We start from the raw sequence: 21,192 nt of genomic DNA, 5'->3' as shown, positions 1-21,192 counted from the left end.
GTCATTAAGGGATGAACGTTACGTCGGATGAGTACCGACTGGGGGATGAGGGTGGTTGTGAAAAGATCTTATGTGCGGCTGGGCATAGCCATTACCGCTTTAGCTCTGCCAAGCGCGGCACATGCCGACGTTGTATGGCCCGCTTTGTTTGTTGAGCGGAAGTTGCTCAGCATCCCAGTGATAGCATTGGGTTTGCTGGTCGAAGCATTGGTACTTCGGTTCTGCTTCGCCATGAGCTGGAAGCGGTCACTCACAGCATCGTTAGCGGTGAACGCTATTTCGACCATCCTAGGTATCCTGCTCATTCCACTGGCAGGCATTGTCTGGGAAATCTTCCCGGGGATTATCCTCTACAAGAGCTTCAATATGGGTACGTTCAACCCGATAACTTGGTCGGCAACATTTATCCTAGCCCTAGCGATAACGACCAGCATTGAGGTTGTTTGCCTTCGTCGGTTCTTCGGAGTTCCCGGCGGTAAGCGGACATGGCTTTGGTGGACGCTAGCTAACGCCGTGACGGTGGGTCTCGCCTTCGCCGGCCTCGTGGTTGAACCCATCAGCGCGTGAGCGCAGCACTCAACGACCTATATCCGGGCAGCTCGCGCGAAAGCGCCCCTCTGATCGGACGCGCGTGACCTTCCCCCCAAGGGGCCACACGATTGCTCAAATCATTCTGTCCAGAATAGTCTAACGTTCATTTGACAGTTATGGACAGTACCGTTACCCCGCTGCCAACAACAGCAGGGGCCAGTAATGCGTACCATCAACTACTACAGGGTATCGACGGCCAAGCAGGGCCGCAGCGGCTTGGGGCTGGAGGCGCAGCGGGCAGCTATCGCGAGCTTCTGCGCTAGTCGGGGATGTGAGCCGCTAGGCGAGTACACAGAGCAAGAGAGCGGCAAGCGGGATGATCGGCCGGAGCTGGCCAAGGCGCTCCACCATGCCAAGGTGACAGGGGCCACCCTCGTTATCGCAAAGCTCGACAGGCTCAGCCGCAATCTGGCCTTCCTCGCTGCCCTACAGGATGCCGGGACCAAGTTCGTTGCGGCGGACATGCCGGAAGCCAACGAGCTGACCATCCACATCATGGCAGCCATGGCACAGGCAGAGCGCAAGGCGATCAGCAAGCGGACCAAGGAAGCCCTAGCAGCAGCGAAAGCGAGGGGGACTAAGCTCGGCAATCCGATGGGTGCAAAGGCGTTCGGTAGTTACAGGGGGAACGGGGCTGCGGTCGCTGCGATCAAGGCTAAGTCGAGCGCCTTTGCTGCCGATGTCATGCCGATTGTCGATGCCATTAAGGCAGACGGCCACAGCAGCCTGCGAGCTATCGCCAAGGAACTGAACGGGCGGGGGATAGTCACTGCGAGGGGCGGAAAATGGGGGCCACAATCTGTCAGTGATTTGCTCCGGGCCGCATCCTGATTTGAAACCATGCGGCAGAGCCGATTTAAAGCTCGCTGGAGCCTATCTCGGACCGTCGCGCACGGAGATAGCGCAGTCCTCCTTTGCCATTCCACGGCCCGCAAATCGGCTCTCGCTGGGTGTGAGTTAACCGGAGCAAGCAACCAGATCGAAGAACTGCTTGGGCGCGCCATCGCGGGGGTTCAGCTCAGCAACTTGATGCCACAGTGCATCGCCCAGGCGCGGGATGAGGATGTGCGCAGGAGCGGTGTCACCACGATGCGGGATGCTGTCGATCACGTTGTATTGCGCGTCAGTCGCAATGTAATCGAAGTCACCTAGCGGTCGCGGCCCGCCATCGGGATTAGGAGGCTTCCAATCGGGTGCATCGACATCAGTAGTGGAGGCCAGATGCTGAAGGTCGTCCGCGCCACCCGGCCAAGGCAAAAACCAATACGTTCTGTTAGTCTTCCCCATGTGAACCCGAAAAGCGAGGTGGCTCGGCCAATCATCCCACCCGCTTGCGGCCTTGGCGGTGTTCACATTGCGGAAGCTTGCGGTGATGCTCGGCGCTGTGCGCATTGAGTACCGCGCGTGTTCGACGGTGCAGGAGAGAGACGCAGCAGCCGCTACCAACGCGATCAACATGCGGTCACGCTATACAGTCTGATGTCCACTTTCCAGCCGTTGCGTTTGCGCCGAACTGCACGCATCCTCGCATCGCTCGGGGAATGTAGGCGGGGGCCTGTATGTTGCTTCTACTGTTGCAGGCTGCCGTCGCGCAGCCGCCATTGAACCTAACCTGCGTCGGCGGCGGTACTGCCAACAAGGCGGCGGTCGCGACGGTCAACTCATACGGCAATGCATCGGGGATGGTTGGCACGACACCCTTCAGTGCATCCGGCAACGGTAGCTCGACTGTCACCACCATGCGCCATCAGGGGTTTGAAGATCAGGTAGATCTTAGGCTGTTCGCCGGGGATGACCGTATCAGGATGCCCCGGACCATGCTCCCGCCACTCCACGGTGGGGCGGATGGCTGGTTCAAGCTCAAGGATGTCCGCGTGGATGATCGATCGATCAAGGCCAGTGCGGCAGTGAACTTTATGAATAACCCCAAGGTCTACGTTGACCGGGTGACAGGCACGATCACCATATCAGGAAGAGGAGGGGATTTTACCGGACAGTGCGAAGCTATGGACCCCCAAGCTCCGAAGAAGTTCTAGGCGGCGTTCCTCGCTGACCATTGCGGAGAGCGGTAAATCGGTAGATGCTAATTGCCGTTAGGAGCGAGCCGATGGCAGATGTGACCTTCGCAGTTATGAGCATTCTGACGGCGGTCGGGCTGCTGCTGGTAGTGCTTAAGCCTGTTCCTATCTCTACGGGTCGAGCGTTCATATATGCGGGGGCGGCCACGCTTTGCGCCCATGCCATAGGAGTAAAGATTGTTGCGCCAATCCCGGAAGCGGCTGCCGACAAGCTAAGCTGGGTCACGCTGTTCGGTATGGCCGCGATGATTTTCTTGGTGGCTGGCCGTGGATTGGTCCGAACTGTCCGGAAGGATAATCCGGCTGCCTCGGGGATGGCGAACTAGCTTCAGACTTCCGCGTGTTGGCAACGTAAGAGCCGCACTTCACGACCTGCGATCTGCCGCGCCATCAATGGGCCGAACATCGCTTGCGACGGTTCATGCTCGACGTCATGGCAAGCCCGAGTACCCCGCGTAGATGGATGATGTTTGTGGAAGTGAGTGACGCCGATCAGCCGGTGAGTGACGGTAACGCCGATGCAGTAACCGCCGACCGCTTTGAGGCAGAGTACCAACGCATCCTTGCCGAGCTGCCGGACGATCTTCCCGATTACCGGGTGCCGCAGCCGAGCAGCGAGGAGGAAGCCTTCAGGGCGGAGGCCGAACGCTTGCTTGCACAGCTTCAGGAGCAGTTCCCTACACTATCGGGCAAGAAGATCGGGGGGGTCGGTAAACTGTACCTGTATGACCCCGAGACGTACAACGATACGCTAGAGCGAGACATCGTTCGGCGCTGGCTGGCAGAGCCGGAAACCTTGGAGCTTAGTGCCGAGCAAATGGCCCGGCTGGCGTCGAGCTGGTACGAGCGCGATGTTACACCCCATCGTTTCAAGCGCCGGTTCAAAGATCGGAAGCTCGCAAGCGAACTGCATCGGATATGCTTGGAGCATGGCAATCCCACAGACATCACTAAGTGCAACAGTCTCCCCGGTGTCCAACGACTGCTAAGGGTCCGAGCTAGGCAAACATCCAATGATTGGAGCTTCAGAGGAGAGATTATCTTTAGCTCAACTGGGGATGTCCTAATTAATCACAAGATCGCTTCCCAAGATGTTACAAGCACTGGCAAGAAGAGAGTTAGAGGTAATGGGGCGGCTATTGCCATTGACACCTTGAGGAAGCTGCTGGCATCATATCAATGATCTTGCCCCTGCTGTTCGGATAGGGAAATCAGGGGGCATCATTTGTATCCCTTATATTGCACAATCTGCACAAAATCAGCCGCACGTTCCCGTGACCCGCACCCATGGGGCGAAGTTCGGCGCGATGGAGCCTACGATTACCAAGTCACCCCGGCCATACGGGCCGCAGTCCGATACTCGATTTGCCCTACATCAGCGCCAGCCGCGAGCCGACAAGCTGGATGCCCGGCAGCGGCGGCTATGCGATGCCGACGCCGCGTTCATGGCAGCCCTCCGGCGCCGCGTGAGCAGCGAGGAGCGGTGGTCCGCCTTCATGGACGGCGCGTCCTACTACATCGCCTTGGAGAAGCCCTGCGGGCGCTGTAGCGACTTCCGCAAACGGACCCGTGATCGGTCCTGCTACCGTTGCCACTTACTGCGGGGTGCCGAGAACTTCGAACGGATGAAGGCGGGCCTTCCCTGCAAGGTTATGCGTAACAAGGACAGCCACCTGGACCTGCTAGATCGGCAACGACGGGAGCGGGAAGGCGACTGTATAATCCGGGAGTTCGGCACCATCACCGTAACCCGGTGGCCGACCGGGCGGTTAGAGGTTGTGTTCCCGGATGGGTACCATGAGCAGGACCTCTCCAAGCGAAAGCCCGAAGAAGTCTACCGCGCCATGGAGCTGCTGCCAGAGCTTAAGGACGCCCTGATCTGGGCGGGTTGGTATTAGGCCGCATCATTCAAGGTCGCTGCGCCACCTATCCGCAGTCCGGGGACTTTGTAGAGGTTCATGGCTTCTACCAGCCAATACAGGTTGTACCCGGTGCCGTAGTCGTCATGCACATCCTTACTGCTGTGGCCGACGAGCTGGCGCTGGATGCCCTCTGGAATGTCGCGCCGCCGAATATGGTCCGTGAACGTGTGCCGAAACGAGTGGAACGTCATCCGCTTATCAGTCACGTTGCAGGTATCGCGGAGATAGCGCCCGAACCACTGGCCCCACTTATGAGTAAGATTGCCGTACGGCCCGGGTGTGAGCTGATCGAACAATCTCTCGCGCCCTTGCTCGCTCGCTGCCTTGGCGAAAGCGACAAAGCCTAACTGCTGTAGCTGAGGGTGGACCGGGATAAGTCGCTCGCTCTCGGCGGTCTTAAGCTCAGTGCCATCCTCTCCTTCGACTTCGATGAGACTGATGAACCAACCGCGTTGCTCGGTCCCGTCCGGGTCGGGGTACGTCAGTTCCGCTATGTCTGATGGTCGGAGCTGTCCAAGTTCCTCCATCCGCGCGCCGGTGAATAGGGCGAGCAGGGGTATCCAGTAGGCTGCCTCTCCGCGACCTTGCGCTGGACGTTCGCCCTTGCCGTAAACTGGGCTGGAGAAGATGGTATTGAGAGCAGCGAGGTCGAATGGCTTGCGCTTATTCTTAGCGGCCTGCGTATCCTTCACGGTGATGCCATGCGCGACATTGTTGGGCGCATGTCCGTTGTCGGCCGCCCACTGAAGCAATGTGCGTAACCGGCTCAGCTTCTGCTTGATGTTGGCTAGGGTCTGACCTTCCTCCAGCAACTTGGACTTAAAGGTGAGGACATCCTGCCGGGTGAGTTGAGCGACCGGCTTCCTCCCGACCCGCTCATAGACCCAGCGGGCAACGGACCGATGAGCATCAATGCCCTTCTGCTTAGGCTTCCGCTCCGCTGCCCACCCGTCAACAACGCCCTCATCGAGCCATACAGCAGCGTCAGCGCCCGATGAAACGACCTGCGGGGTAGTAGGGCCGGACGCCTGCACGGCAGCTAGACGGGCCTCTGCGGCGGCTGCACGCTCCTCTTGTTCACGGATGAGGTCCTTCAGGGCGGCGTATCGCGGTGGCATCCGGGCCGTGGAATACTCCAGCCGTTCGCGCCACTCATCGCGATAATGCCGACGCTCTGCTCGTCGGCGTTGCCGCTCGGCCTCCTGCCGCGCCGCGAACTCGGCCTGCTCATGGGCGAACTCACCAAGCCAGCCGCCATCGATCAGCTCTGCTGGGGGTGTTCCGGTTGACCTGTCGGCTGCGAGCTTGGCCCGCGCCTCATCAAACAGAAGGTCAGTCTGCTGAACGAACTCCGGCAGTCGCCGCTTGGCTGCCTCCCGGTCCTTAGTGCCAAGCGACAGCTTGAACTCAGCCCTCGGTTTGCCGGTGGCAGTCAGGAGGTAAGGCCGAAGTTCGGCGGGAACGACGCGGCGGAAATAATAGGTCGAGCCGACCTGATCGAGGTACGTACACATGGGGTCCTACATCCCTATTACAGATGTAACACCCGCTTGGGATAAGTGCCTGTTTTCCGGTGTTTTCCTATGCCCTACAAGGGCTTAGGAGAGGTTGGTGGAGCCGAGGGGGATCGAACCCCTGACCTTCGCAATGCCATTGCGACGCTCTCCCAGCTGAGCTACGGCCCCACGTCCCTGAGCCCTTAGGCGATGTATCCCCCGCTGGAAAAGGGGGAATATCAACCCGGGCCTTGCTGAAATTCCTCGTCTAGGTTTCGTCGTCCTCGCCGGCGGTCTCGACGCCGAGATCGTCGTCGCCCGTCTCGAGGTCGACTTCCTCGTCGGCGCTGACCTCAGCGTCTTCGTCGATCGCGAGATCGTCGGCTGCAAGTTCATCGTCTCGCGCAGGTTCTTTGGCGGCGGCTGGCGCAGCGGCCTCGAAAGCAAGCGGCTGCTTCGATTTCAGCACCGGTTCCGGAATCCAGTCCGTCCCGCAATTGATGCAATGCACCGGATCCTCGTTGCCGAGATCGTAAAAGCGCGTCGAGCATTTGGGGCAAGTGCGCTTGGTGCCCCATTCGGGCTTCACCATGAGGGTCTCAACTCCAGTAAAATGTCATTGGCGCATGGCTTTGCCAGCGCGTTCGGCGGGGCGCCTTGCCATAGGGATATGCCCCTGTCAAAGCAGCGCGCCTTGGCCAAGGAAATGGGATTGATCGACGGCAAAAAGAAGGGGCCGGTTATTGCCGTCGACGGACCAGCCGCAAGCGGCAAGGGGACCGTTGCGCGTGCGCTCGCGGCGCATTTCAACCTTCCACACATGGACACCGGCCTTCTCTACCGCGCGGTAGCTCTCAAATTGTGGCGCTGGGGCGGGGACCCCGCCAGCGAGTTCGAGGCGCTGCGTGCTTGCGACGAGCTGGGCCTCAATCCGGAGGACGAAGAACTGAGAAGCGAGCCGGTCGGCAAGATCGCCTCGATGATCTCGGCTTATCCATCCGTTCGAACTGCGCTTCTCAAGCGCCAGCAAGATTTTGCGGCACAGGAGGGCGGCGCCGTCCTCGATGGCCGTGACATCGGAACGGTTGTTGCCCCGGACGCGGATGCGAAGCTCTTCGTCACTGCTTCAACGGAGGTTCGTGCCGACCGCCGCCTCAAGGAGCTCCAGGCGAGAGGAATGGTCGCGCATTACGAGGAAGTACTCGCCGATATCACGGCGCGTGACGAACGCGATTCGGGCCGTGCGGTCGCTCCGCTGAGACCTGCTCCCGATGCAATGCTGCTCGATACGAGCAATCTCGATCCTGACGAGGCGATCGCCAACGCGATCTTGCTCGTGGAGAAGCGGGTCGCCCGAGCCGAAGGCTGACGCTCTAGGCTAGGACAATATTCACTTCTCTTCGTCATAACCGGGGCGGGCAAGAAGTGGATCGAGTAGATTGCGTAAGGCTCGAAGCAAAACCGTCCGCCTCGCGGGCAGCCATGTCATCACCACGTGCGCGACCATCGCGGCGTTACTGCTCTTCGTTGCCCTGGGAAGCCGGATCGTGCCTGCCGCACTCCTGGGCAACCCGCTCCCGGCGTCGGACAGCACGCTCAAGGTCGCCTTCCTGCTCAACATCGCGATCATCCTGTTCGGGTGGCGCCGCTCGAAGGATCTGAAGGAGGCGCTCGATGCCTACGAGGCTGCCGAGCGCCTGGCGCAGCGCAACGCCAACACGGACCCGGCGACCGGACTTGCGAACCGACGCGAGCTGATGCGTTCTCTTGAGGAAGCGCTGCAGGACAAAAGTGGCGGGATATTTCTCGTGATCGACCTCGATCATTTCAAGCGAGTGAACGATCTTCACGGCCACCTTGCGGGTGACAAGGTTCTTCTCCGGGTCGCCGAGGCGTGCAGGAAGTCGGCTCCGGACGATGCTTGCTGCGCGCGCACCGGGGGCGATGAATTCGCGGTACTGTTGCCGGGCTCGGACGCTGCCACGGCTGAAGACGTGGCCACAAGAATTCTCTCAGCCGTTGCCGAGCCTCTCTTTGTCGAAGGAGCGCAGATGCAGGTGACTGCATCGATAGGCCTCGCACGCCTTGGCGACTGCGGGGACGAGGAAAGCGCTCTTCGCCAGAGCGACGTTGCACTTTATGCCGCCAAGCGCTCCGGGCGTAATGGTCTTGCCTGGTTCGATAAGGAACTCGAGCGCGAGATCACCGAACGGCTCAAGCTCGAAGAGGACATTCGCCATGGCATCAAGGCCGGCGAGTTCGTTCCCTTCTTCCAGCCGCTGGTCGATCTTGCCACCCGCCAGATCATCGGTTTTGAGGCGCTCGCCCGCTGGCGCAGTCCGGCGCGCGGGCTGATGGAGGCAGAGGCCTTCATCGAGACGGCGGAGCGGACGGGCTTGATCGGCCCCCTGACGTTGAGCGTTCTCGAACAGGCGCTGAAGGAAGCGCGGGGATGGCCCGGGCACCTGAAGCTCGCCGTCAACGTGTCTCCAGTTCAGTTTCGTGACGCGATGCTCGCAGAGCATATTCTGAAACTGCTCGCTGCCACCGGCTATCCCGCAAGCCGACTTGAAATCGAGATCACCGAGGGCTCGCTGCTCGAAGACCGCGATCAGGTGCTGACCATCATTCGCAGTCTCAAGAACGTCGGGGTCAGCATTTCCCTGGATGACTTCGGAACGGGTTATGCAAGCCTTGCCCAGGTCAATCGATTGCCACTCGACCGCATCAAGATCGACAAGAGCTTCATCACGACGATCGTGAAAAGCCAGCAGACGGCGGCAATCGTCAGCACAATTGCCGGCCTGGGACATAATCTTGACGTGCCGATCACGGCTGAAGGCGTCGAGTCCGAGCAGATCCGCAACGCTCTTGCGGATTTCGGCTGTTCCGAGGCCCAGGGGTGGCTGTTCGGAAGGGCCATTTCAGCCGAAGCGGTGCGCAACTTCCTCGCCATGAGCGGCGAGACGCCCATGGGCTCTCCCGCATCCGAGGAACCGCCGAAGGCAAGACCTCGCGCCAAGCGGCGCTGGTAATCAGCGTTCCGCGATTGAGGCGGCCACGAATATCGGCTTGCCGTCGATGTTTCCCGGCGGCGAATAGCGACAGATGAGATAATCCCAGTCGGCGGCATAGATCGCGCATCCCACGCGGGTCGTCGTCGGCCACACCATCTGCGTGTAGTGCGCAATGTCCTCCCACTGTCCGGTGCGACTGACTGCAGGAAACACGCCGGGCTGCAGAAGATACTTTTCCTTGCTCCACATGCCGACGAATCCCTCCGGAGACATGGTCCCATGCCAAGCCATGGCGAGATTCTCGCGTTCCCCGGGACGGGATTCGCGGGGCGAGTGAACAAGCGTCCGAAGTCGCGCGAGAGCCGGTCCGTACGATGCAGCATGCACGGCAAGCTCGGCGTCCCAGCGAAGGGGCGGCGCGCCGACCATCGAGCGCTCGCGGTTGTGCGCCGCAAGGACACGCGAAGCGAGGTCGCCGCGCGGGTCTTCCCCCACGGGCTGCGCTGAAACGGCGCTCGCAAGTGCAAATGTAACGAAGGCAGGAACGGCGCGCGAAAGCAGCATGACACCGAATTTCTCAGGAACTGCCTAAGCTACAGTTAAGTCATTGCTATTGGGCCGCTCTTGCAGTCCCACGCATACGACTGCGACACAGAATTCGTGTCGCTGAGAGCATAAAGGGCCGATTACTGCGATCGTCTGAGACTTCCGCCGATCAGGGCTTGCGGCGCAACGACCATATGAACGCCGACAAGCTGCTGATCAGTGCAGCAAGGGCGAGAAGTATGGCAGGATCAAGAACGAGCATGGTGGCGACTCCATGGCGATCTTGTTCCCTATTTGTTTCCTACGGACAATAGGTAAAAACCTATCTGAGGCGACATTAAATCGCTCGGTGCGGCTTTGCTGCAACGCCCGCGCGCTTGCGGACTTGGCTGATTTCCCTAGTTTTGCGGGGAGTCGAGACTAGCTCGCTCGAGAAACAAGGGGATCAGACATGCGCAAGCTCGTGATTGCTGCAGCGCTGTTATCAACGGCCGTTGCCACTCCCGCCCTCGCGCGCGATGGCGCGCCATATCTGGGTATCGACGCTGGGCTGGTGCGGCCCAACAACCTTAACCTTCGCTTTTCCAATTCGGCCACATCGATCAGCGATGCCGTCGTTCTGAAGCACAAATGGGGTTATGACGTGGACGCCGTCTTCGGCTACGATTTCGGACGCTTCCGGGTCGAAGGCGAGGCGTCTTACAAGCGCACGCGGATCAAGGATGCGGTCATCCAGGATACCGCGCTCCACGCAGTGGGCGCTCCTGGCATAGGCATCGCGGATTTCAATTCCAATGGTCATGGCGGCGTCTTTTCGGGGATGCTCAATGGCCTGGTCGATATTGGCCCTCAGGACTCGTTCAACATCTCCCTTGGAGGCGGTGTCGGTGAGGCATGGGCCAATTACCGGGCCGGCCTCACTCCGACCAACCCATTCAACTTTGCCGACCGCGACAACGCCCTGGCATGGCAGATCCTTGCCGAGGTGCACGTTCCCATCACCACGAACCTCGATGCCGGTATCAAGTACCGGCACTTCGAGACCGGCAAGCTCAAGTTCGGGTCGTTCTGCGACACCGGCTGCGGGACTGTCCTGCCCTACCGTCTGTCGGGCAAGTACAGGTCCAACAGCTTCATGGCGAGCCTGGTCTACAATTTCTGGTCCCCGCCGCCGCCGCCTCCGCCGCCGCCGCCTCCTCCGCCTCCGCCTCCGCCGCCTGCAACGCAGACCTGCCCGGACGGCTCGGTGATCCCGGCAACGGCGACCTGTCCGGCGCCGCCGCCCCCACCGCCGCCGCCGCCCCCGGCGCCGGAGCGCGGCCTGTAAGATAGTTTAGCTGCTTAAGAGCGCGAGCGTCGGAGGCGACGCTCGCGCTTTCTTTCCCTAAAGGGAACCGGAAGTCGCCTGCAGGGATTGCACCGCGGGCGCACTAGCACTCCGTGGGGGCCTCGATCTTCTCCGCCTATAACCCGCTCTACTCGGCCGCTGGTTTTCTGGTCGGAATGCTCGTTGGTCTGACCGGCGTCGGTGGCGGATCGCTGATGACGCCGATCCTCGTGCTGCTGTTCAATTTCCATCCGGCGACGGCCGTCGGAACTGACCTGCTCTATGCGTCGGTCACGAAGACCGTTGGAACCGCGGTTCACGGAAAGAAGGGCACGGTCGACTGGCGGATCGTGGGCGCGCTTGCCTCCGGGAGTGTTCCCGCTGCGATCTCGACGCTGTTCGTGATGAGCCGAGTCGGAACGCTGAACGAGAGTGCCGCAAACCTGTTGAATCTCCTGCTCGGCATCGCTCTTCTTGCAACCAGCATCTCGGTTCTTTTCCGCCCGCAGATACTGCGGTGGGCCGGCCATCACATCCACGCGATGGAACGCGACAGACGCACGCGCTGGACAGTTGCGCTGGGCGCCGCGCTCGGGGTACTCGTTTCGGTAACGTCGGTGGGCGCAGGAGCGCTAGGGACCACCGCCCTGCTCATCCTTTATCCCCGGCTGCCGGTGGCGCGGATTGCAGCAAGCGACATCGCGCACGCAGTGCCGCTGACCCTCATCGCCGGCATCGGCCACTGGCTGATCGGCTCGGTCGACCTCATGCTCATGCTGGCGCTTCTGCTCGGATCGATCCCGGGCATCATCGTTGGAAGCCTGCTGAGTGCACGCGCGTCCGACAACCTGCTCCGGCCGGTACTCGCAGCAACGCTCTTCGTCGTCGCAGTAAGGCTGCTCGTGGGCTAGAGCGTCGCGTGGACGGTCGCGATCGCCTTCATGACGGCGGCAATCCGGACGGCATTCTGAATGACGTCGGGCTTCACTCCATGCTCAAGCAGCAGACGCTCGTGGCTGTCGATGCACATGCCGCAACCGTTCATTGCCGAGACTGCTAGCGCGAAAAGCTCGAAATCATCCCTGGAGATGCCGTGCTGCCCGAGGAAGTTCATCCTCAGCCGGGCAGGCTTGGTTCCATATTCCGGGTTCGCGACGAGGTGGACGAAGCGATAATAGACGTTGTTCATGGCCATTACGGCCGCCGCGCCGCGGGCCGCATTCGCGACCTTGTCCTCGAGCTTGCCGGCCACCTCCTCTTCTGCCGCCGCGACGAGCGGCCGGTGTCCGGAGGCATGGGCGCAGGAGAGAAGAAGACCGAGCTTGCGCTCCTCGCCGATCAGCTGGTCGCTGAGTATGGAACCGAGGTTGAGCCGAAGGTCCTTTGCATATTCGGGAAGCGTGTCGGCAAATTGCTTTAGCGACATCATGATCTCTCCAGGACATGAAAAAGGGGCGGGCCTGGGGAAGAGAGCCCGCCCCTTCCGGTGGCCGGTGCGCCGGCCAATCGACCTCCCCAAGGGGGAAAGGGAGGGCGATTTCTTCGTTAGGCCGCCTGCGGCTTCAGGACCTCTTCTCCGGGGGTCCAGTTGCACGGGCAGAGCTCGTCCGTTTGCAGCGCGTCCAGAACCCGGAGCGTCTCGGCAGGATTGCGGCCGACGTTCAAGCCGTTGACGGTCACGTGCTGGATCACGTTATCGGGGTCGATGACGAAGGTGGCGCGATAGGCGACGCCCTCGTCGCGATCGACGATCCCGAGGGACTCGGCGAGCTCCTTCTTGTTGTCCGCGATCCACGGGAAATCGGCCTGAGCGAGCTGTTCATCCGAACGCCGCCAGGCGAAATGGACGTGCGCAGTGTCCGTCGAGGCGCCGATGAGGACCGCGTCGCGATCCTCGAAATCGGCCTTGAGCTCGCCGTAGCCGACGATCTCGGTCGGGCAGACGAAGGTGAAATCCTTGGGCCAGTAAAAGAGCACCTTCCACTTGCCGTTGGTTTCGCCAAGATCGATCGTCTCGCCTGCCGGCAGCGCGGACGTGCCCTGCTGGACCGGAAGCTTGAGTGCCGGAAGCTTGTCACCAACGGTAAGCATGTAATCAGATCTCCCTTATTTGTTGCGCTGCAACGTAACTTTGGATGAGGGTTATCTAGGTAGCTGGCTTAAATCGTTCAAGTCCATTATACGGCTGTCTGTGATTGGATTTTTCGATTAAATGATCGTCCATCTCCCGACCGTCAAACAACTCCAATATCTCGTCGCGTTGCGGCGCTTTGGACATTTCGGAAAGGCAGCCGACGCATGCTTCGTCACGCAGTCCACCTTGTCCGCGGGCCTGCGCGAACTCGAGACGCTGCTTGGTATCACTCTAGTCGAACGCACCCGCCGGGTGGTCCGGTTCACCCCTCTTGGAGAGAAGATTGCCGACAAGGCCGTGAAGGTCTTGCGGGAGACCGAGGAACTGGCCGAAATGGCGCGGGCGCAGGGACGTCCGCTGCACGGCGAGCTGAGGATGGGAGTGATCCCCACCATTGCTCCCTTCCTTCTGCCAACGATGCTGCCCCGGCTGCGCGATCAATGGCCGCAGCTGAAGCTGTACCTGCGCGAAGAGACCAGTAGCGCAGCCTGCGAGGCGCTTCACCGCGGCCAGCTCGACTGCGTGCTCCTCGCCTTGCCCTTCGCGTGCGGCGAAGTCGACAGCGCGCTATTGTTCGATGACCCCCTGTTCATTGCCTATCCGCATGGCGAGGCGCCCCGTGCCCGCTCGATAGACGCTGCCGAGATCGACGAGAACCGCCTGCTCCTGCTCGAGGACGGCCATTGTCTCAAGGACCATGCGCTTTCCGCCTGCAACCGGCCCGAACTCAGAGCCCATGCGGCGATGATGGGGACTTCGCTTCATACCCTCGTGCAGATGGTCGACAATGGCTTGGGACTGACGTTCGTCCCGGGCATGGCGATCGAAGCGGGAATCCTATCGGGGACCGGGGTCGTTGCAAGGCCGCTGAAGTCCGAACATCCCTATCGCCGGATCGCGCTCATATGGCGCAGGTCCAGCCCGCGCGAGCACGAGTTCCAGATGCTCGCGGCGACGTTGCGGCGGATTGCGGCCGATCTCATCCCGGATGTGGAGCCCGCAGAGACAGGCAAGACTGCGCTCGAGCCAGCCCAAGGCTGACCCGAGCGCGTCTCCACTATTTTGCGGCGACCGGCTCTGCGATGCTGCCGCCGTCCCCGGTGCTCTTCTCCTTCCAGCCGGAAGATTTGCGGGAAAGGTCGAAGCGGTCGGCGTTCATGACCTTCGTCCAGGCCGCGATGAAGTCCTTCACGAACTTTTCCCCGGCGTCGGCAGAACCGTAGACTTCCGAGAGGGCCCGTAGCTGCGAGTTGGAGCCGAACACGAGATCCGTCCGCGTAGCGATCCATTTCTCCTGGTCGGTCCCCCGGTCGGTTCCGACGAATTCCTCGTCGCTTTCATCGTCGACCTGCTTCCAGGCAGTCCGCATGTCGAGCAGGTTGACGAAGAAATCGTTCGTGAGCTGTCCCACCCGGTTGGTGAACACGCCGTGTTTGCGTCCGCCGCTGTTGGCGCCAAGCACGCGAAGCCCGCCGAGGAGAACGGTCATCTCGGGAGCGGTAAGGCCGAGCAGCTGGGCCCTGTCGACCAGCAGTTCTTCGGTCGGCACATTGTACCGGACGCCGAGATAGTTGCGGAAACCGTCGGCTTTGGGCTCGAGGACCTCGAAGCTCTCGAAGTCGGTTTCCTGTTCGCCGGCATCGCCTCGCCCTCCGGTAAACGGCACCTTCACGTCGTACCCGGCATCCTTCGCGGCCTTCTCGACGGCTGCCGAGCCGGCGAGCACGATCGCGTCGGCAAGCGACATGTCGCCGCGCAGCTCGTCGATCTTGGAGAGCACCCTTGCGAGCTCGGGTGGGTCATTGACCTCCCAGTCCCTGATCTTGGGGAAACGAATGCGCGCGCCGTTGGCGCCGCCACGATGGTCAGAGCTGCGATAGGTCGACGCCGAGGCCCACGCGGCCTTCACCAGTTCGCTGACGGTCAATCCGCTGCCAAGAACCTTCGACTTGAAATCGGCAATCGTGTTTTCGCCAGGAGTGCTGCCCCGCGGTACCGGGTCCTGCCAGATGAGGTCCTCGTTAGGGACTTCAGGACCAAGGTATCTCGCCTTGGGCCCCATGTCGCGATGGGTGAGTTTGAACCAGGCGCGGGCGAACGCGTCCGCGAAGGCCTGCGGATCCTTGCGGAACTTCTCCGAGATCTTGCGGAAGTCCGGATCCATCTTGAAGGCCATGTCCGCCGTCGTCATCATCGTCGGGACCTTTTTGCCGGGCGTGTGCGCCGCGGGCGCCATGTCCTCGGGCTTCTGGTCTTTTGGCTGCCATTGTTTTGCGCCGGCCGGGCTGGTCACCAGCTCGTAATCATAATCGAGCAGCATGTGGAAGTAGCCGTTGTCGGTATTCCACCTCCTCGGCGTCGGAGTCCACGGCCCCTCCAGCCCGCTCGTAATCGTGTCGTCGGCCATGCCGCATCCGTGTCCGCTCTGCCAGCCGAGGCCCTGCTGCGCGATGTCCGCGCCTTCGGGCTCCGCGCCGACCTTGGAGGCATCACCTGCTCCGTGGCATTTGCCGAAGGTGTGCCCGCCCGCCGTCAGCGCGACCGTTTCCTCGTCGTTCATGGCCATGCGGGAGAAGGTCATTCGGATTTCGCGGGCCGAAGCGAGCGGGTCGGCACTTCCACCGGGCCCTTCGGGATTGACGTAAATGAGGCCCATCTGGACGGCCGCAAGAGGGTTCTCCATCGCGGTCCCCGCGTCCTCGCCCATTCGCGGATTTGCACCCTTGCCAACCCAGTTTTCCTCGGTGCCCCAATAGACGTCGTGTTCGGGCTCGTAGACGTCCTTGCGGCCTCCGCCGAAGCCGAAAGTCGGACCGCCCATGGACTCGATGGCGACATTGCCTGCGAGTATGAGAAGATCCGCCCAGCTGAGATTGCGTCCATATTTCTGCTTGATGGGCCAGAGCAGCCGCCGAGCCTTGTCGAGATTGGCATTGTCCGGCCAGGAATTGAGCGGAGCAAATCGCTGCTGGCCCGAATTCGCGCCGCCCCGGCCGTCGCCGGTGCGGTAGGTTCCTGCTGCATGCCAGGCCATTCGGATGAAAAACGGGCCGTAATGCCCGTAGTCCGCCGGCCACCAGGGCTGACTGTCGGTCATCAGGGACGTCAGATCGCGCTTCACCGCGTCATAGTCGAGCTTCAGGAACGCTTCGGCATAATCGAAATCGTCGCCGTAAGGATCGCCGGTCGCACCTTGCTGGAGCAGGATTTCGAGCGAGAGCTGGTTCGGCCACCAGTCGCGGTTGGTGCGCCCGAGCAGTGTCCGAAGAGCCAGAGGCTCCCTTGAAGGATCGCTGAGCGGGCTGCTGGTCTTCGCGTCCATAGGTCCAATGCCCTCCTTTAAAATTGGCAGGCTGCGTTAGGACGGGTCGCGGAGCGAACGGAAACGAGTTGTTCTCGTCAGTGAGAACAAGGAAATCGATTATTGCCGATTGGAAGGCGGGGGCCGCGGCCGGGAGCGGGGAGGGGAGCCGCCGCGGCCCCTGTTGAGTCACAAGCAATGGCGGCGAACGGCGCCTGTCACGCGGGTTCACCGAATATGCTTGTTTTGGAGGTCAGGAAAACGACTAAAGTTCGTCAGAGATAATCGCGAAATCGATCAGCCTCTCAGTCCATGTGCCTGAGGCCGGTACGAAGATAGCTGTAGCCGGTCATGAGCGTCAGCGCGGCTGCCGCCCACAGGCAGACGAGCCCCACGTCGTGGACCCAGGTCATGTGCGGGAGGGCGCCCCCAAGGATGAGCGCGCCGAGGGCGACGAGCTGGAAAGTGGTTTTCCACTTGGCAAGCGCGCTGACCGGAACCGAAACCTGGAGGCCGGCCAGATATTCGCGAAGTCCTGAGACGATGATCTCGCGAAGGAGAATGATGAGACCGGCGATGATGTGCAGTCCGGCGATCTCGGGGACCGGGTTCGATTTTCGGCTGGAGATCAGCATGACGAGGACTGCCGCCACCATGATCTTGTCGGCAATGGGATCGAGGAACTGGCCCAGCTTCGAGATGCTGCCCCACGCCCGGGCGAGATAGCCGTCGAGATAGTCCGTGATCCCGACCAGACAGTAGAGGACGAAGGTGATCGCATAATCGATGGGCGCAGGGCGCCACAGAAGGAACACCAGGATCGGCACCGCGAGGATGCGCGAAAGCGTCAGCAGGTTAGGCAGTGACAGCATCGTTTCGGGGCATGACCGTTATAGGGTTTGGCGCGATGCGCAAAGCTGGCTATGCGTTCGCACCTATTCCGATGGCAGCCCACGCGCCCCAACCTTGATCCAGAACATCACTCACCTGCTCCGCGCGCGGCGGTTCGTGCCCCTGTTCGCGACCCAGTTCCTCGGCGCTTTCAACGACAGCCTCTTCAAACAGGCCGTCGTCCTGTTCGTCACCTACCAGCTCTTTTCGGACCCGCACCGCGAATTCCAGTTCAGCGCCATCGCCCAAGGGCTGTTCATCCTGCCCTTCTTTCTCTTTTCCGCGCTTGCGGGCCAAATTGCCGACGATCATGACAAGGCGCGGCTGATCCGCATCATCAAGTTCGCCGAAATCCTCATCATGATCCTTGGCGGTGCCGGCCTTATGCTCGCGAACATCCCGCTGATGCTGGCGGGCGTCTTTGCAATGGGTATCCACTCGACCTTCTTTGGTCCGATCAAATACGCGATCCTTCCGCAGCACCTCGATCGCGACGAAGTGCTCGGGGGCACCGGGCTTGTCGAAGCCGGTACGTACATCGCCATTCTCCTGGGGACGATCCTTGCCGGAGTCCTTGCCTCGCGGCCGCAGTCGGCAGCCGCGGCAGTCCTCGTTTTCGCACTGCTGGGATATTTTGCCGGACGGCAGGTTCCTCCTGCGCCGCCGGCCGCGGAGCGATTACCAATCACCTGGCACATCATTCACGCCTCGATCGAACTTGTCAGCGCGACCCTCCACATCCGGCGCCTGTTCCTGGCAATCCTATCGATCAGCTTCTTCTGGACGATCGGCGCGGTGCTGATCATCATCTTTCCGCCGCTCGTCAAAAACGTGCTCGGCGCCGACGAGCAGGTCGCGAGCCTTTTCATCGCCATTTTCTCGATCGGAATCGCGATCGGGTCGGTTGCCATCAACCGGATGCTGAAGAGTGAGGTCTCTGCCCGTTTCGCACCCGCCTCAGTGATCGCGATGGGGCTGTTCGTCCTGCTGCTGCATTTCGTCGCGCTGTCGTGGGGCAAGCACAACGGGCCGAGCCTCACCACCCTTGCAAACTTCCTCTTCAATCCGATGGCGTGGCCACTGATCCTGTGCCTTCTGGGTGTCGCGATCACCGGTGGGATGTTCGTCGTGCCGCTGTACGCGTTCCTCACGACGACGGTGCCCAAGACCGAGACGGCCCGGACCGTTGCCGCAAACAATATCGTCAATTCGGGCGCGATGGTGATCGGCTCGCTCGTCGCCTTCGGTCTCAGCAGTGCCGGCGTCGGACCGGTGGGCCAGCTGCTGCTGGTCGCGGGCATGTGCCTGGTCTCGGCATGGCTCGGCTGGAAGCTTCACCTCGCCTGCGACTGAGCGCTTAACCGATCAGGATCGAGACGAAGAGGAAACCGGCAACGAAGGTGGCTGCGAAAAGCTTCAGCTCTTCCGGCAGCTCCGCGCGGGCAGCTGCAGGCTCGTCCACCACGCGCAACGGCCCCCGGCCGAAGCGGAATGGATGCGAGGCAAAAACTGGCCTGACGAGCTGCATGGCAAAATCCCTAACGCGGTCTTTACCATGTTCCAAACTCACGCAAGGGAAACCGGCTCCGAACCGTCCCGTGCCGGGACGTCAGGTAATTTTCTTACGTAGACTTAGGCTTTGCGGGCGATGCGCAGCGGGGATGCCTGGGGGTCGTCCCTCGAGGCGAGTAGGTCACGTGCCTGCTCTGCGGGCATGGGCTTTCCGAAGTACCAGCCCTGTCCGATCTGGCAGCCGAGCCTTACGACCGTGCGGTAAGATTCCTCGTTCTCGATGCCCTCGACGCAGACCGGCACCCGTAAGGCGCCTGCAAGCGTCGTGACTGCGCGGACGATGGCGGAGCTTTCGCGCTTGGCATTGATATTGGTGACGAAGCTGCGGTCGATCTTGATGATGTCGAATGGCAGCGAGCGCAGGTGGGAAAGCGAGGAAAAGCCAGTTCCGAAATCGTCGAGCGCCAGTCGAATTCCTTGGTTCTTGAGACTTGTGACAATGGTCCGCGCGAGCTCGATGTCGGCAAACAGTGAGCTCTCCGTGACTTCGATGACCAGCCGCTCTGCAGGAAAGCCCGTGTCCGCGAGCGTTCGCACGATGCGCTGGGCGAGCCAGCCGTCGGCCAGCTGGAAGGGCGAGATGTTGACGGAGATCTTGATCTTGGGGTCCCACGAGGCAGCTTCACGCAGCGCCTCGGCGATTACATGCTCCGACAGGCGTCCGATCAGACCGATCTCTTCGGCGACGGGAATGAAGACGTCGGGGCCGATGAGGCCAGAAAGCGGGTGGATCCAGCGGGCGAGCATTTCGAACCCGACGATTTCGCCCGTCTGAAGGTCGACCTGTGGCTCGAAGTAGGGAACGAACTGGCCATATTCGAGACCGTGGCGGATTCCCTGCTCGATCTCGCCATGGGCGATTAGGGCTCGCTCCATGCCATCATCGAACCAGACGGGGCGGGCGACCCGGCCGCTTCGTGCATGATCCATCGCGATATCGGCCCGCCGGAGCAGGTCTGGAATGCGGACGTCCGCCGCGAGCGCGGTCGCAATGCCCGCGAACGCGCCGACCTGAATGATCTTCTCCTCGAAGAGGAGCGGCCGCGTAACTGTCCGCAAGACGGCGTCGGCGAGGACGTCGGCCCGTGCCATGTCCTCGTTCTTGAGCGCGAGCGCGACCGCAAACTCGTTTCCGCTGAGACGGGCCAGCACCGCGTCGGGCCCCAGTTCGTCCGCAAGCGAGACCGAAATCGTCTTGAGGAGGCGGTCGCCGGTCTCATAGCCGTGCTGGTCGTTGACGGCCTTGAAGCGGTGAATCTGGAAGGAGATGATGACGAGATTGTCGCCGTTCTCGCGGGCCGCGGCGCACAAGATTCCGGCACGATCAGCAAAGCCCTTTCGATTATAGAGGCCGGTGATCGTGTCCGTCGTCGCAAGGACCGTCGCCCGCCGTTCGTGCTCGGCCCGCATTTCGGCTTCATGCTGGAGATCGACGTACCGGCGCCAGCCGAACAGGATAAGGGCGACGTTGAGCGTCAGCGCGGTGCTCGCAAGGCGAATTTCGGGACCGAATTCCTGCCCGCCGATCCGAAGATTATGAAAGAAGGCGCTGCCATTCCAGATGAGGAGCATGACCGCGGTGATGAGCACCGCCAGCACCACTGCATCGCGGCGTGCCTTGATCAGCCTTGAGCTCGTTGAGCTGGTCACTCTTGGTCCGCCACTAGCCACGCGAACACTGATTACTTTGGAACGCTTAATAAATTCCCTCTACGAAACGAGATTAGCGCAAGTACGTAAACGCTTGAGGGATCTCGCTTTTTAAGGTTCGCTATGCCGTCGCCGATAGAGCGGCAACAGCCAGCCCGACGCGAATGCGGGGATCTCGCCTCTCGCTCGGCAATGGTGCGGACGGCGGGATTTGAACCCGCACTCCCTAACGGGAAGAGGATTTTAAGTCCCCAGCGTCTACCGTTCCGCCACGTCCGCTTGCCCAGCCACGGCGACGGTAGAGCCGGCCACAGGCTATTCCGCGGTGACTTCCTTCAGGTTTAAGCGCTCGCGCATTTCCTTGCCCGGCTTGAAATAGGGCACTCGCTTTGCATTCACGGAGACCGCCTCGCCGGTCCGCGGATTGCGGCCGACGCGGCCGTCGCGCTGCCGTGTTGAAAACGCGCCAAAGCCGCGCAACTCGACGCGGCCGCCACTTGCAAGCTGGTCAGTGATGGAATCAAAAATCGCGCTTACTACGCCCTCGACCTCGCGCTGCGTGAGGTCCGGGAAATCGGTGCAAAGCTTCTGCACCAGCTCAGAACGGATCATCGGCGTCCCCGCTTAAGGATGAACCGGCCCCAACTCCCCAGTTTAAACACGGGCC

23 protein-coding genes and 2 tRNA genes are annotated in these 21,192 nt (G+C 61.3%); 12 read left to right on the top strand and 13 right to left on the bottom strand.

Annotation, left to right across the window (positions count from 1 at the left end; translation table 11 throughout):
* Window positions 1-27 precede the first annotated feature (27 nt).
* Together V8192_RS10145 and V8192_RS10140 are read left to right on the top strand one after the other, a co-directional pair.
* Window positions 28-567, top strand: coding sequence for a hypothetical protein (locus V8192_RS10145; RefSeq protein WP_341632953.1), 540 nt, complete (start codon window positions 28-30; stop codon window positions 565-567).
* Between the two features lie 186 nt (window positions 568-753).
* Window positions 754-1,422, top strand: a complete 669-nt coding sequence (locus tag V8192_RS10140; protein ID WP_341632952.1) for a recombinase family protein — start codon at window positions 754-756, stop codon at window positions 1,420-1,422.
* Between the two features lie 126 nt (window positions 1,423-1,548).
* Here V8192_RS10140 and V8192_RS10135 read toward each other — a convergent pair whose 3' ends face one another.
* Window positions 1,549-2,049, bottom strand: a complete 501-nt coding sequence (locus V8192_RS10135; RefSeq protein ID WP_341632951.1) for a hypothetical protein — start codon at window positions 2,047-2,049, stop codon at window positions 1,549-1,551.
* A gap of 101 nt (window positions 2,050-2,150) precedes the next feature.
* Here V8192_RS10135 and V8192_RS10130 point away from each other — a divergent pair, with 101 nt between their 5' ends.
* From V8192_RS10130 to V8192_RS10115, 4 genes are all read left to right on the top strand, one after another.
* On the top strand, window positions 2,151-2,627 hold the full coding sequence (locus tag V8192_RS10130) for a hypothetical protein (protein ID WP_341632950.1): 477 nt from the start codon (window positions 2,151-2,153) through the stop codon (window positions 2,625-2,627).
* Between the two features lie 71 nt (window positions 2,628-2,698).
* On the top strand, window positions 2,699-2,995 hold the full coding sequence (locus tag V8192_RS10125) for a hypothetical protein (RefSeq protein WP_341632949.1): 297 nt from the start codon (window positions 2,699-2,701) through the stop codon (window positions 2,993-2,995).
* A 95-nt stretch (window positions 2,996-3,090) separates the two neighbouring features.
* On the top strand, window positions 3,091-3,852 hold the full coding sequence (locus tag V8192_RS10120; protein ID WP_341632948.1) for a hypothetical protein: 762 nt from the start codon (window positions 3,091-3,093) through the stop codon (window positions 3,850-3,852).
* Between the two features lie 91 nt (window positions 3,853-3,943).
* Window positions 3,944-4,567: a hypothetical protein gene (locus tag V8192_RS10115; protein ID WP_341632947.1), complete on the top strand. Its 624-nt coding sequence runs from the start codon at window positions 3,944-3,946 to the stop codon at window positions 4,565-4,567.
* Here the strand turns inward: V8192_RS10115 and V8192_RS10110 are convergent.
* The 3 genes from V8192_RS10110 to V8192_RS10100 form a co-directional block, all read right to left on the bottom strand.
* Entirely contained in the window at window positions 4,564-6,105 is a 1,542-nt protein-coding gene (locus V8192_RS10110) for a DUF6538 domain-containing protein (RefSeq protein ID WP_341632946.1), read from the bottom strand. The genes V8192_RS10115 and V8192_RS10110 overlap by 4 nt on opposite strands.
* Before the next feature lie 95 nt (window positions 6,106-6,200).
* A tRNA-Ala gene (locus V8192_RS10105) sits at window positions 6,201-6,276 on the bottom strand.
* Window positions 6,277-6,355: 79 nt separating this feature from the next.
* Window positions 6,356-6,679: a TIGR02300 family protein gene (locus V8192_RS10100; RefSeq protein WP_341632945.1), complete on the bottom strand. Its 324-nt coding sequence runs from the start codon at window positions 6,677-6,679 to the stop codon at window positions 6,356-6,358.
* Between the two features lie 120 nt (window positions 6,680-6,799).
* Between V8192_RS10100 and cmk the strand changes: the two genes are divergently transcribed.
* Both cmk and V8192_RS10090 read left to right on the top strand, forming a co-directional pair.
* Window positions 6,800-7,456 carry a (d)CMP kinase gene (gene cmk, locus V8192_RS10095; protein ID WP_341632944.1) on the top strand — a complete coding sequence of 219 codons (657 nt, stop codon included), beginning with the start codon at window positions 6,800-6,802 and terminating at the stop codon, window positions 7,454-7,456.
* A gap of 70 nt (window positions 7,457-7,526) precedes the next feature.
* The gene (locus V8192_RS10090; RefSeq protein ID WP_341632943.1) at window positions 7,527-9,122 is read left to right on the top strand and encodes a putative bifunctional diguanylate cyclase/phosphodiesterase; all 1,596 of its coding nucleotides are present in this window, start codon (window positions 7,527-7,529) and stop codon (window positions 9,120-9,122) included.
* Here the strand turns inward: V8192_RS10090 and V8192_RS10085 are convergent, their stop codons facing one another.
* Window positions 9,123-9,668 (bottom strand): CAP domain-containing protein, encoded by a 546-nt coding sequence (locus V8192_RS10085; RefSeq protein WP_341632942.1) that lies wholly within the window; start codon window positions 9,666-9,668, stop codon window positions 9,123-9,125.
* 433 nt (window positions 9,669-10,101) lie between these two features.
* Here V8192_RS10085 and V8192_RS10080 point away from each other — a divergent pair, with 433 nt between their 5' ends.
* Together V8192_RS10080 and V8192_RS10075 are read left to right on the top strand one after the other, a co-directional pair.
* Complete coding sequence (locus V8192_RS10080) at window positions 10,102-10,977, top strand: outer membrane protein (RefSeq protein WP_341632941.1); 876 nt, start codon at window positions 10,102-10,104, stop codon at window positions 10,975-10,977.
* Window positions 10,978-11,153: 176 nt separating this feature from the next.
* On the top strand, window positions 11,154-11,888 hold the full coding sequence (locus V8192_RS10075; protein WP_373276354.1) for a sulfite exporter TauE/SafE family protein: 735 nt from the start codon (window positions 11,154-11,156) through the stop codon (window positions 11,886-11,888).
* On the opposite strand, the gene V8192_RS10070 is transcribed toward V8192_RS10075, so the two are convergent.
* Complete coding sequence (locus V8192_RS10070; RefSeq protein WP_341633329.1) at window positions 11,885-12,403, bottom strand: carboxymuconolactone decarboxylase family protein; 519 nt, start codon at window positions 12,401-12,403, stop codon at window positions 11,885-11,887. The two genes, V8192_RS10075 and V8192_RS10070, sit on opposite strands and share 4 nt — an antisense overlap.
* Window positions 12,404-12,522: 119 nt before the next feature.
* Window positions 12,523-13,068 (bottom strand): peroxiredoxin, encoded by a 546-nt coding sequence (locus V8192_RS10065; RefSeq protein WP_341632939.1) that lies wholly within the window; start codon window positions 13,066-13,068, stop codon window positions 12,523-12,525.
* A 121-nt stretch (window positions 13,069-13,189) separates the two neighbouring features.
* Here V8192_RS10065 and V8192_RS10060 point away from each other — a divergent pair, with 121 nt between their 5' ends.
* Window positions 13,190-14,152 (top strand): hydrogen peroxide-inducible genes activator, encoded by a 963-nt coding sequence (locus V8192_RS10060; protein ID WP_341632938.1) that lies wholly within the window; start codon window positions 13,190-13,192, stop codon window positions 14,150-14,152.
* 16 nt (window positions 14,153-14,168) lie between these two features.
* Here V8192_RS10060 and katG read toward each other — a convergent pair whose 3' ends face one another.
* Both katG and pgsA read right to left on the bottom strand, forming a co-directional pair.
* Window positions 14,169-16,433 (bottom strand): catalase/peroxidase HPI, encoded by a 2,265-nt coding sequence (gene katG / locus V8192_RS10055; RefSeq protein WP_341632937.1) that lies wholly within the window; start codon window positions 16,431-16,433, stop codon window positions 14,169-14,171.
* A gap of 284 nt (window positions 16,434-16,717) precedes the next feature.
* On the bottom strand, window positions 16,718-17,284 hold the full coding sequence (gene pgsA, locus V8192_RS10050) for a CDP-diacylglycerol--glycerol-3-phosphate 3-phosphatidyltransferase (RefSeq protein ID WP_341632936.1): 567 nt from the start codon (window positions 17,282-17,284) through the stop codon (window positions 16,718-16,720).
* Between the two features lie 97 nt (window positions 17,285-17,381).
* On the opposite strand from pgsA, the gene V8192_RS10045 reads away from it, so the two are divergent.
* A complete protein-coding gene (locus V8192_RS10045) occupies window positions 17,382-18,656 on the top strand; it encodes an MFS transporter (protein ID WP_341633328.1) in 1,275 nt (424 codons plus the stop codon).
* 4 nt (window positions 18,657-18,660) lie between these two features.
* Here V8192_RS10045 and V8192_RS10040 read toward each other — a convergent pair whose 3' ends face one another.
* The 4 genes from V8192_RS10040 to V8192_RS10025 all read right to left on the bottom strand — a co-directional run bounded on the left by V8192_RS10040 (window position 18,661) and on the right by V8192_RS10025 (window position 21,137).
* Window positions 18,661-18,831 (bottom strand): hypothetical protein, encoded by a 171-nt coding sequence (locus tag V8192_RS10040; protein ID WP_341632935.1) that lies wholly within the window; start codon window positions 18,829-18,831, stop codon window positions 18,661-18,663.
* A 104-nt stretch (window positions 18,832-18,935) separates the two neighbouring features.
* Window positions 18,936-20,525, bottom strand: a complete 1,590-nt coding sequence (locus tag V8192_RS10035) for a putative bifunctional diguanylate cyclase/phosphodiesterase (RefSeq protein WP_341632934.1) — start codon at window positions 20,523-20,525, stop codon at window positions 18,936-18,938.
* 193 nt (window positions 20,526-20,718) lie between these two features.
* A tRNA-Leu gene (locus V8192_RS10030) sits at window positions 20,719-20,804 on the bottom strand.
* Window positions 20,805-20,840: 36 nt separating this feature from the next.
* Window positions 20,841-21,137, bottom strand: a complete 297-nt coding sequence (locus V8192_RS10025; protein WP_341632933.1) for an integration host factor subunit beta — start codon at window positions 21,135-21,137, stop codon at window positions 20,841-20,843.
* Between the last annotated feature and the right edge of the window lie 55 nt (window positions 21,138-21,192).

This window comes from Sphingomonas agri, assembly GCF_038148795.1.
Lineage (GTDB): Bacteria > Pseudomonadota > Alphaproteobacteria > Sphingomonadales > Sphingomonadaceae > Sphingomicrobium > Sphingomicrobium agri.
This window is presented reverse-complemented; position numbering and strand designations above follow the sequence as displayed.

Bases quoted from the DNA above. Each gene is read 5' to 3' on its own strand.
- V8192_RS10145 (WP_341632953.1), top strand. From the start codon at position 28: ATGAGTACCGACTGGGGGATGAGGGTGGTTGTGAAAAGATCTTATGTG.
- V8192_RS10125 (WP_341632949.1), top strand. From the start codon at position 2,699: ATGGCAGATGTGACCTTCGCAGTTATGAGCATTCTGACGGCGGTCGGG.
- V8192_RS10080 (WP_341632941.1), top strand. From the start codon at position 10,102: ATGCGCAAGCTCGTGATTGCTGCAGCGCTGTTATCAACGGCCGTTGCC.
- V8192_RS10025 (WP_341632933.1), bottom strand. From the start codon at position 21,137: ATGATCCGTTCTGAGCTGGTGCAGAAGCTTTGCACCGATTTCCCGGAC.
- V8192_RS10075 (WP_373276354.1), top strand. From the start codon at position 11,154: ATGCTCGTTGGTCTGACCGGCGTCGGTGGCGGATCGCTGATGACGCCG.
- V8192_RS10060 (WP_341632938.1), top strand. From the start codon at position 13,190: ATGATCGTCCATCTCCCGACCGTCAAACAACTCCAATATCTCGTCGCG.
- V8192_RS10130 (WP_341632950.1), top strand. From the start codon at position 2,151: ATGTTGCTTCTACTGTTGCAGGCTGCCGTCGCGCAGCCGCCATTGAAC.
- V8192_RS10140 (WP_341632952.1), top strand. From the start codon at position 754: ATGCGTACCATCAACTACTACAGGGTATCGACGGCCAAGCAGGGCCGC.
- V8192_RS10110 (WP_341632946.1), bottom strand. From the start codon at position 6,105: ATGTGTACGTACCTCGATCAGGTCGGCTCGACCTATTATTTCCGCCGC.
- V8192_RS10085 (WP_341632942.1), bottom strand. From the start codon at position 9,668: ATGCTGCTTTCGCGCGCCGTTCCTGCCTTCGTTACATTTGCACTTGCG.
- V8192_RS10100 (WP_341632945.1), bottom strand. From the start codon at position 6,679: ATGGTGAAGCCCGAATGGGGCACCAAGCGCACTTGCCCCAAATGCTCG.
- V8192_RS10040 (WP_341632935.1), bottom strand. From the start codon at position 18,831: ATGCAGCTCGTCAGGCCAGTTTTTGCCTCGCATCCATTCCGCTTCGGC.
- V8192_RS10135 (WP_341632951.1), bottom strand. From the start codon at position 2,049: ATGTTGATCGCGTTGGTAGCGGCTGCTGCGTCTCTCTCCTGCACCGTC.
- katG (WP_341632937.1), bottom strand. From the start codon at position 16,433: ATGGACGCGAAGACCAGCAGCCCGCTCAGCGATCCTTCAAGGGAGCCT.
- V8192_RS10070 (WP_341633329.1), bottom strand. From the start codon at position 12,403: ATGTCGCTAAAGCAATTTGCCGACACGCTTCCCGAATATGCAAAGGAC.
- V8192_RS10065 (WP_341632939.1), bottom strand. From the start codon at position 13,068: ATGCTTACCGTTGGTGACAAGCTTCCGGCACTCAAGCTTCCGGTCCAG.
- pgsA (WP_341632936.1), bottom strand. From the start codon at position 17,284: ATGCTGTCACTGCCTAACCTGCTGACGCTTTCGCGCATCCTCGCGGTG.
- V8192_RS10120 (WP_341632948.1), top strand. From the start codon at position 3,091: ATGCTCGACGTCATGGCAAGCCCGAGTACCCCGCGTAGATGGATGATG.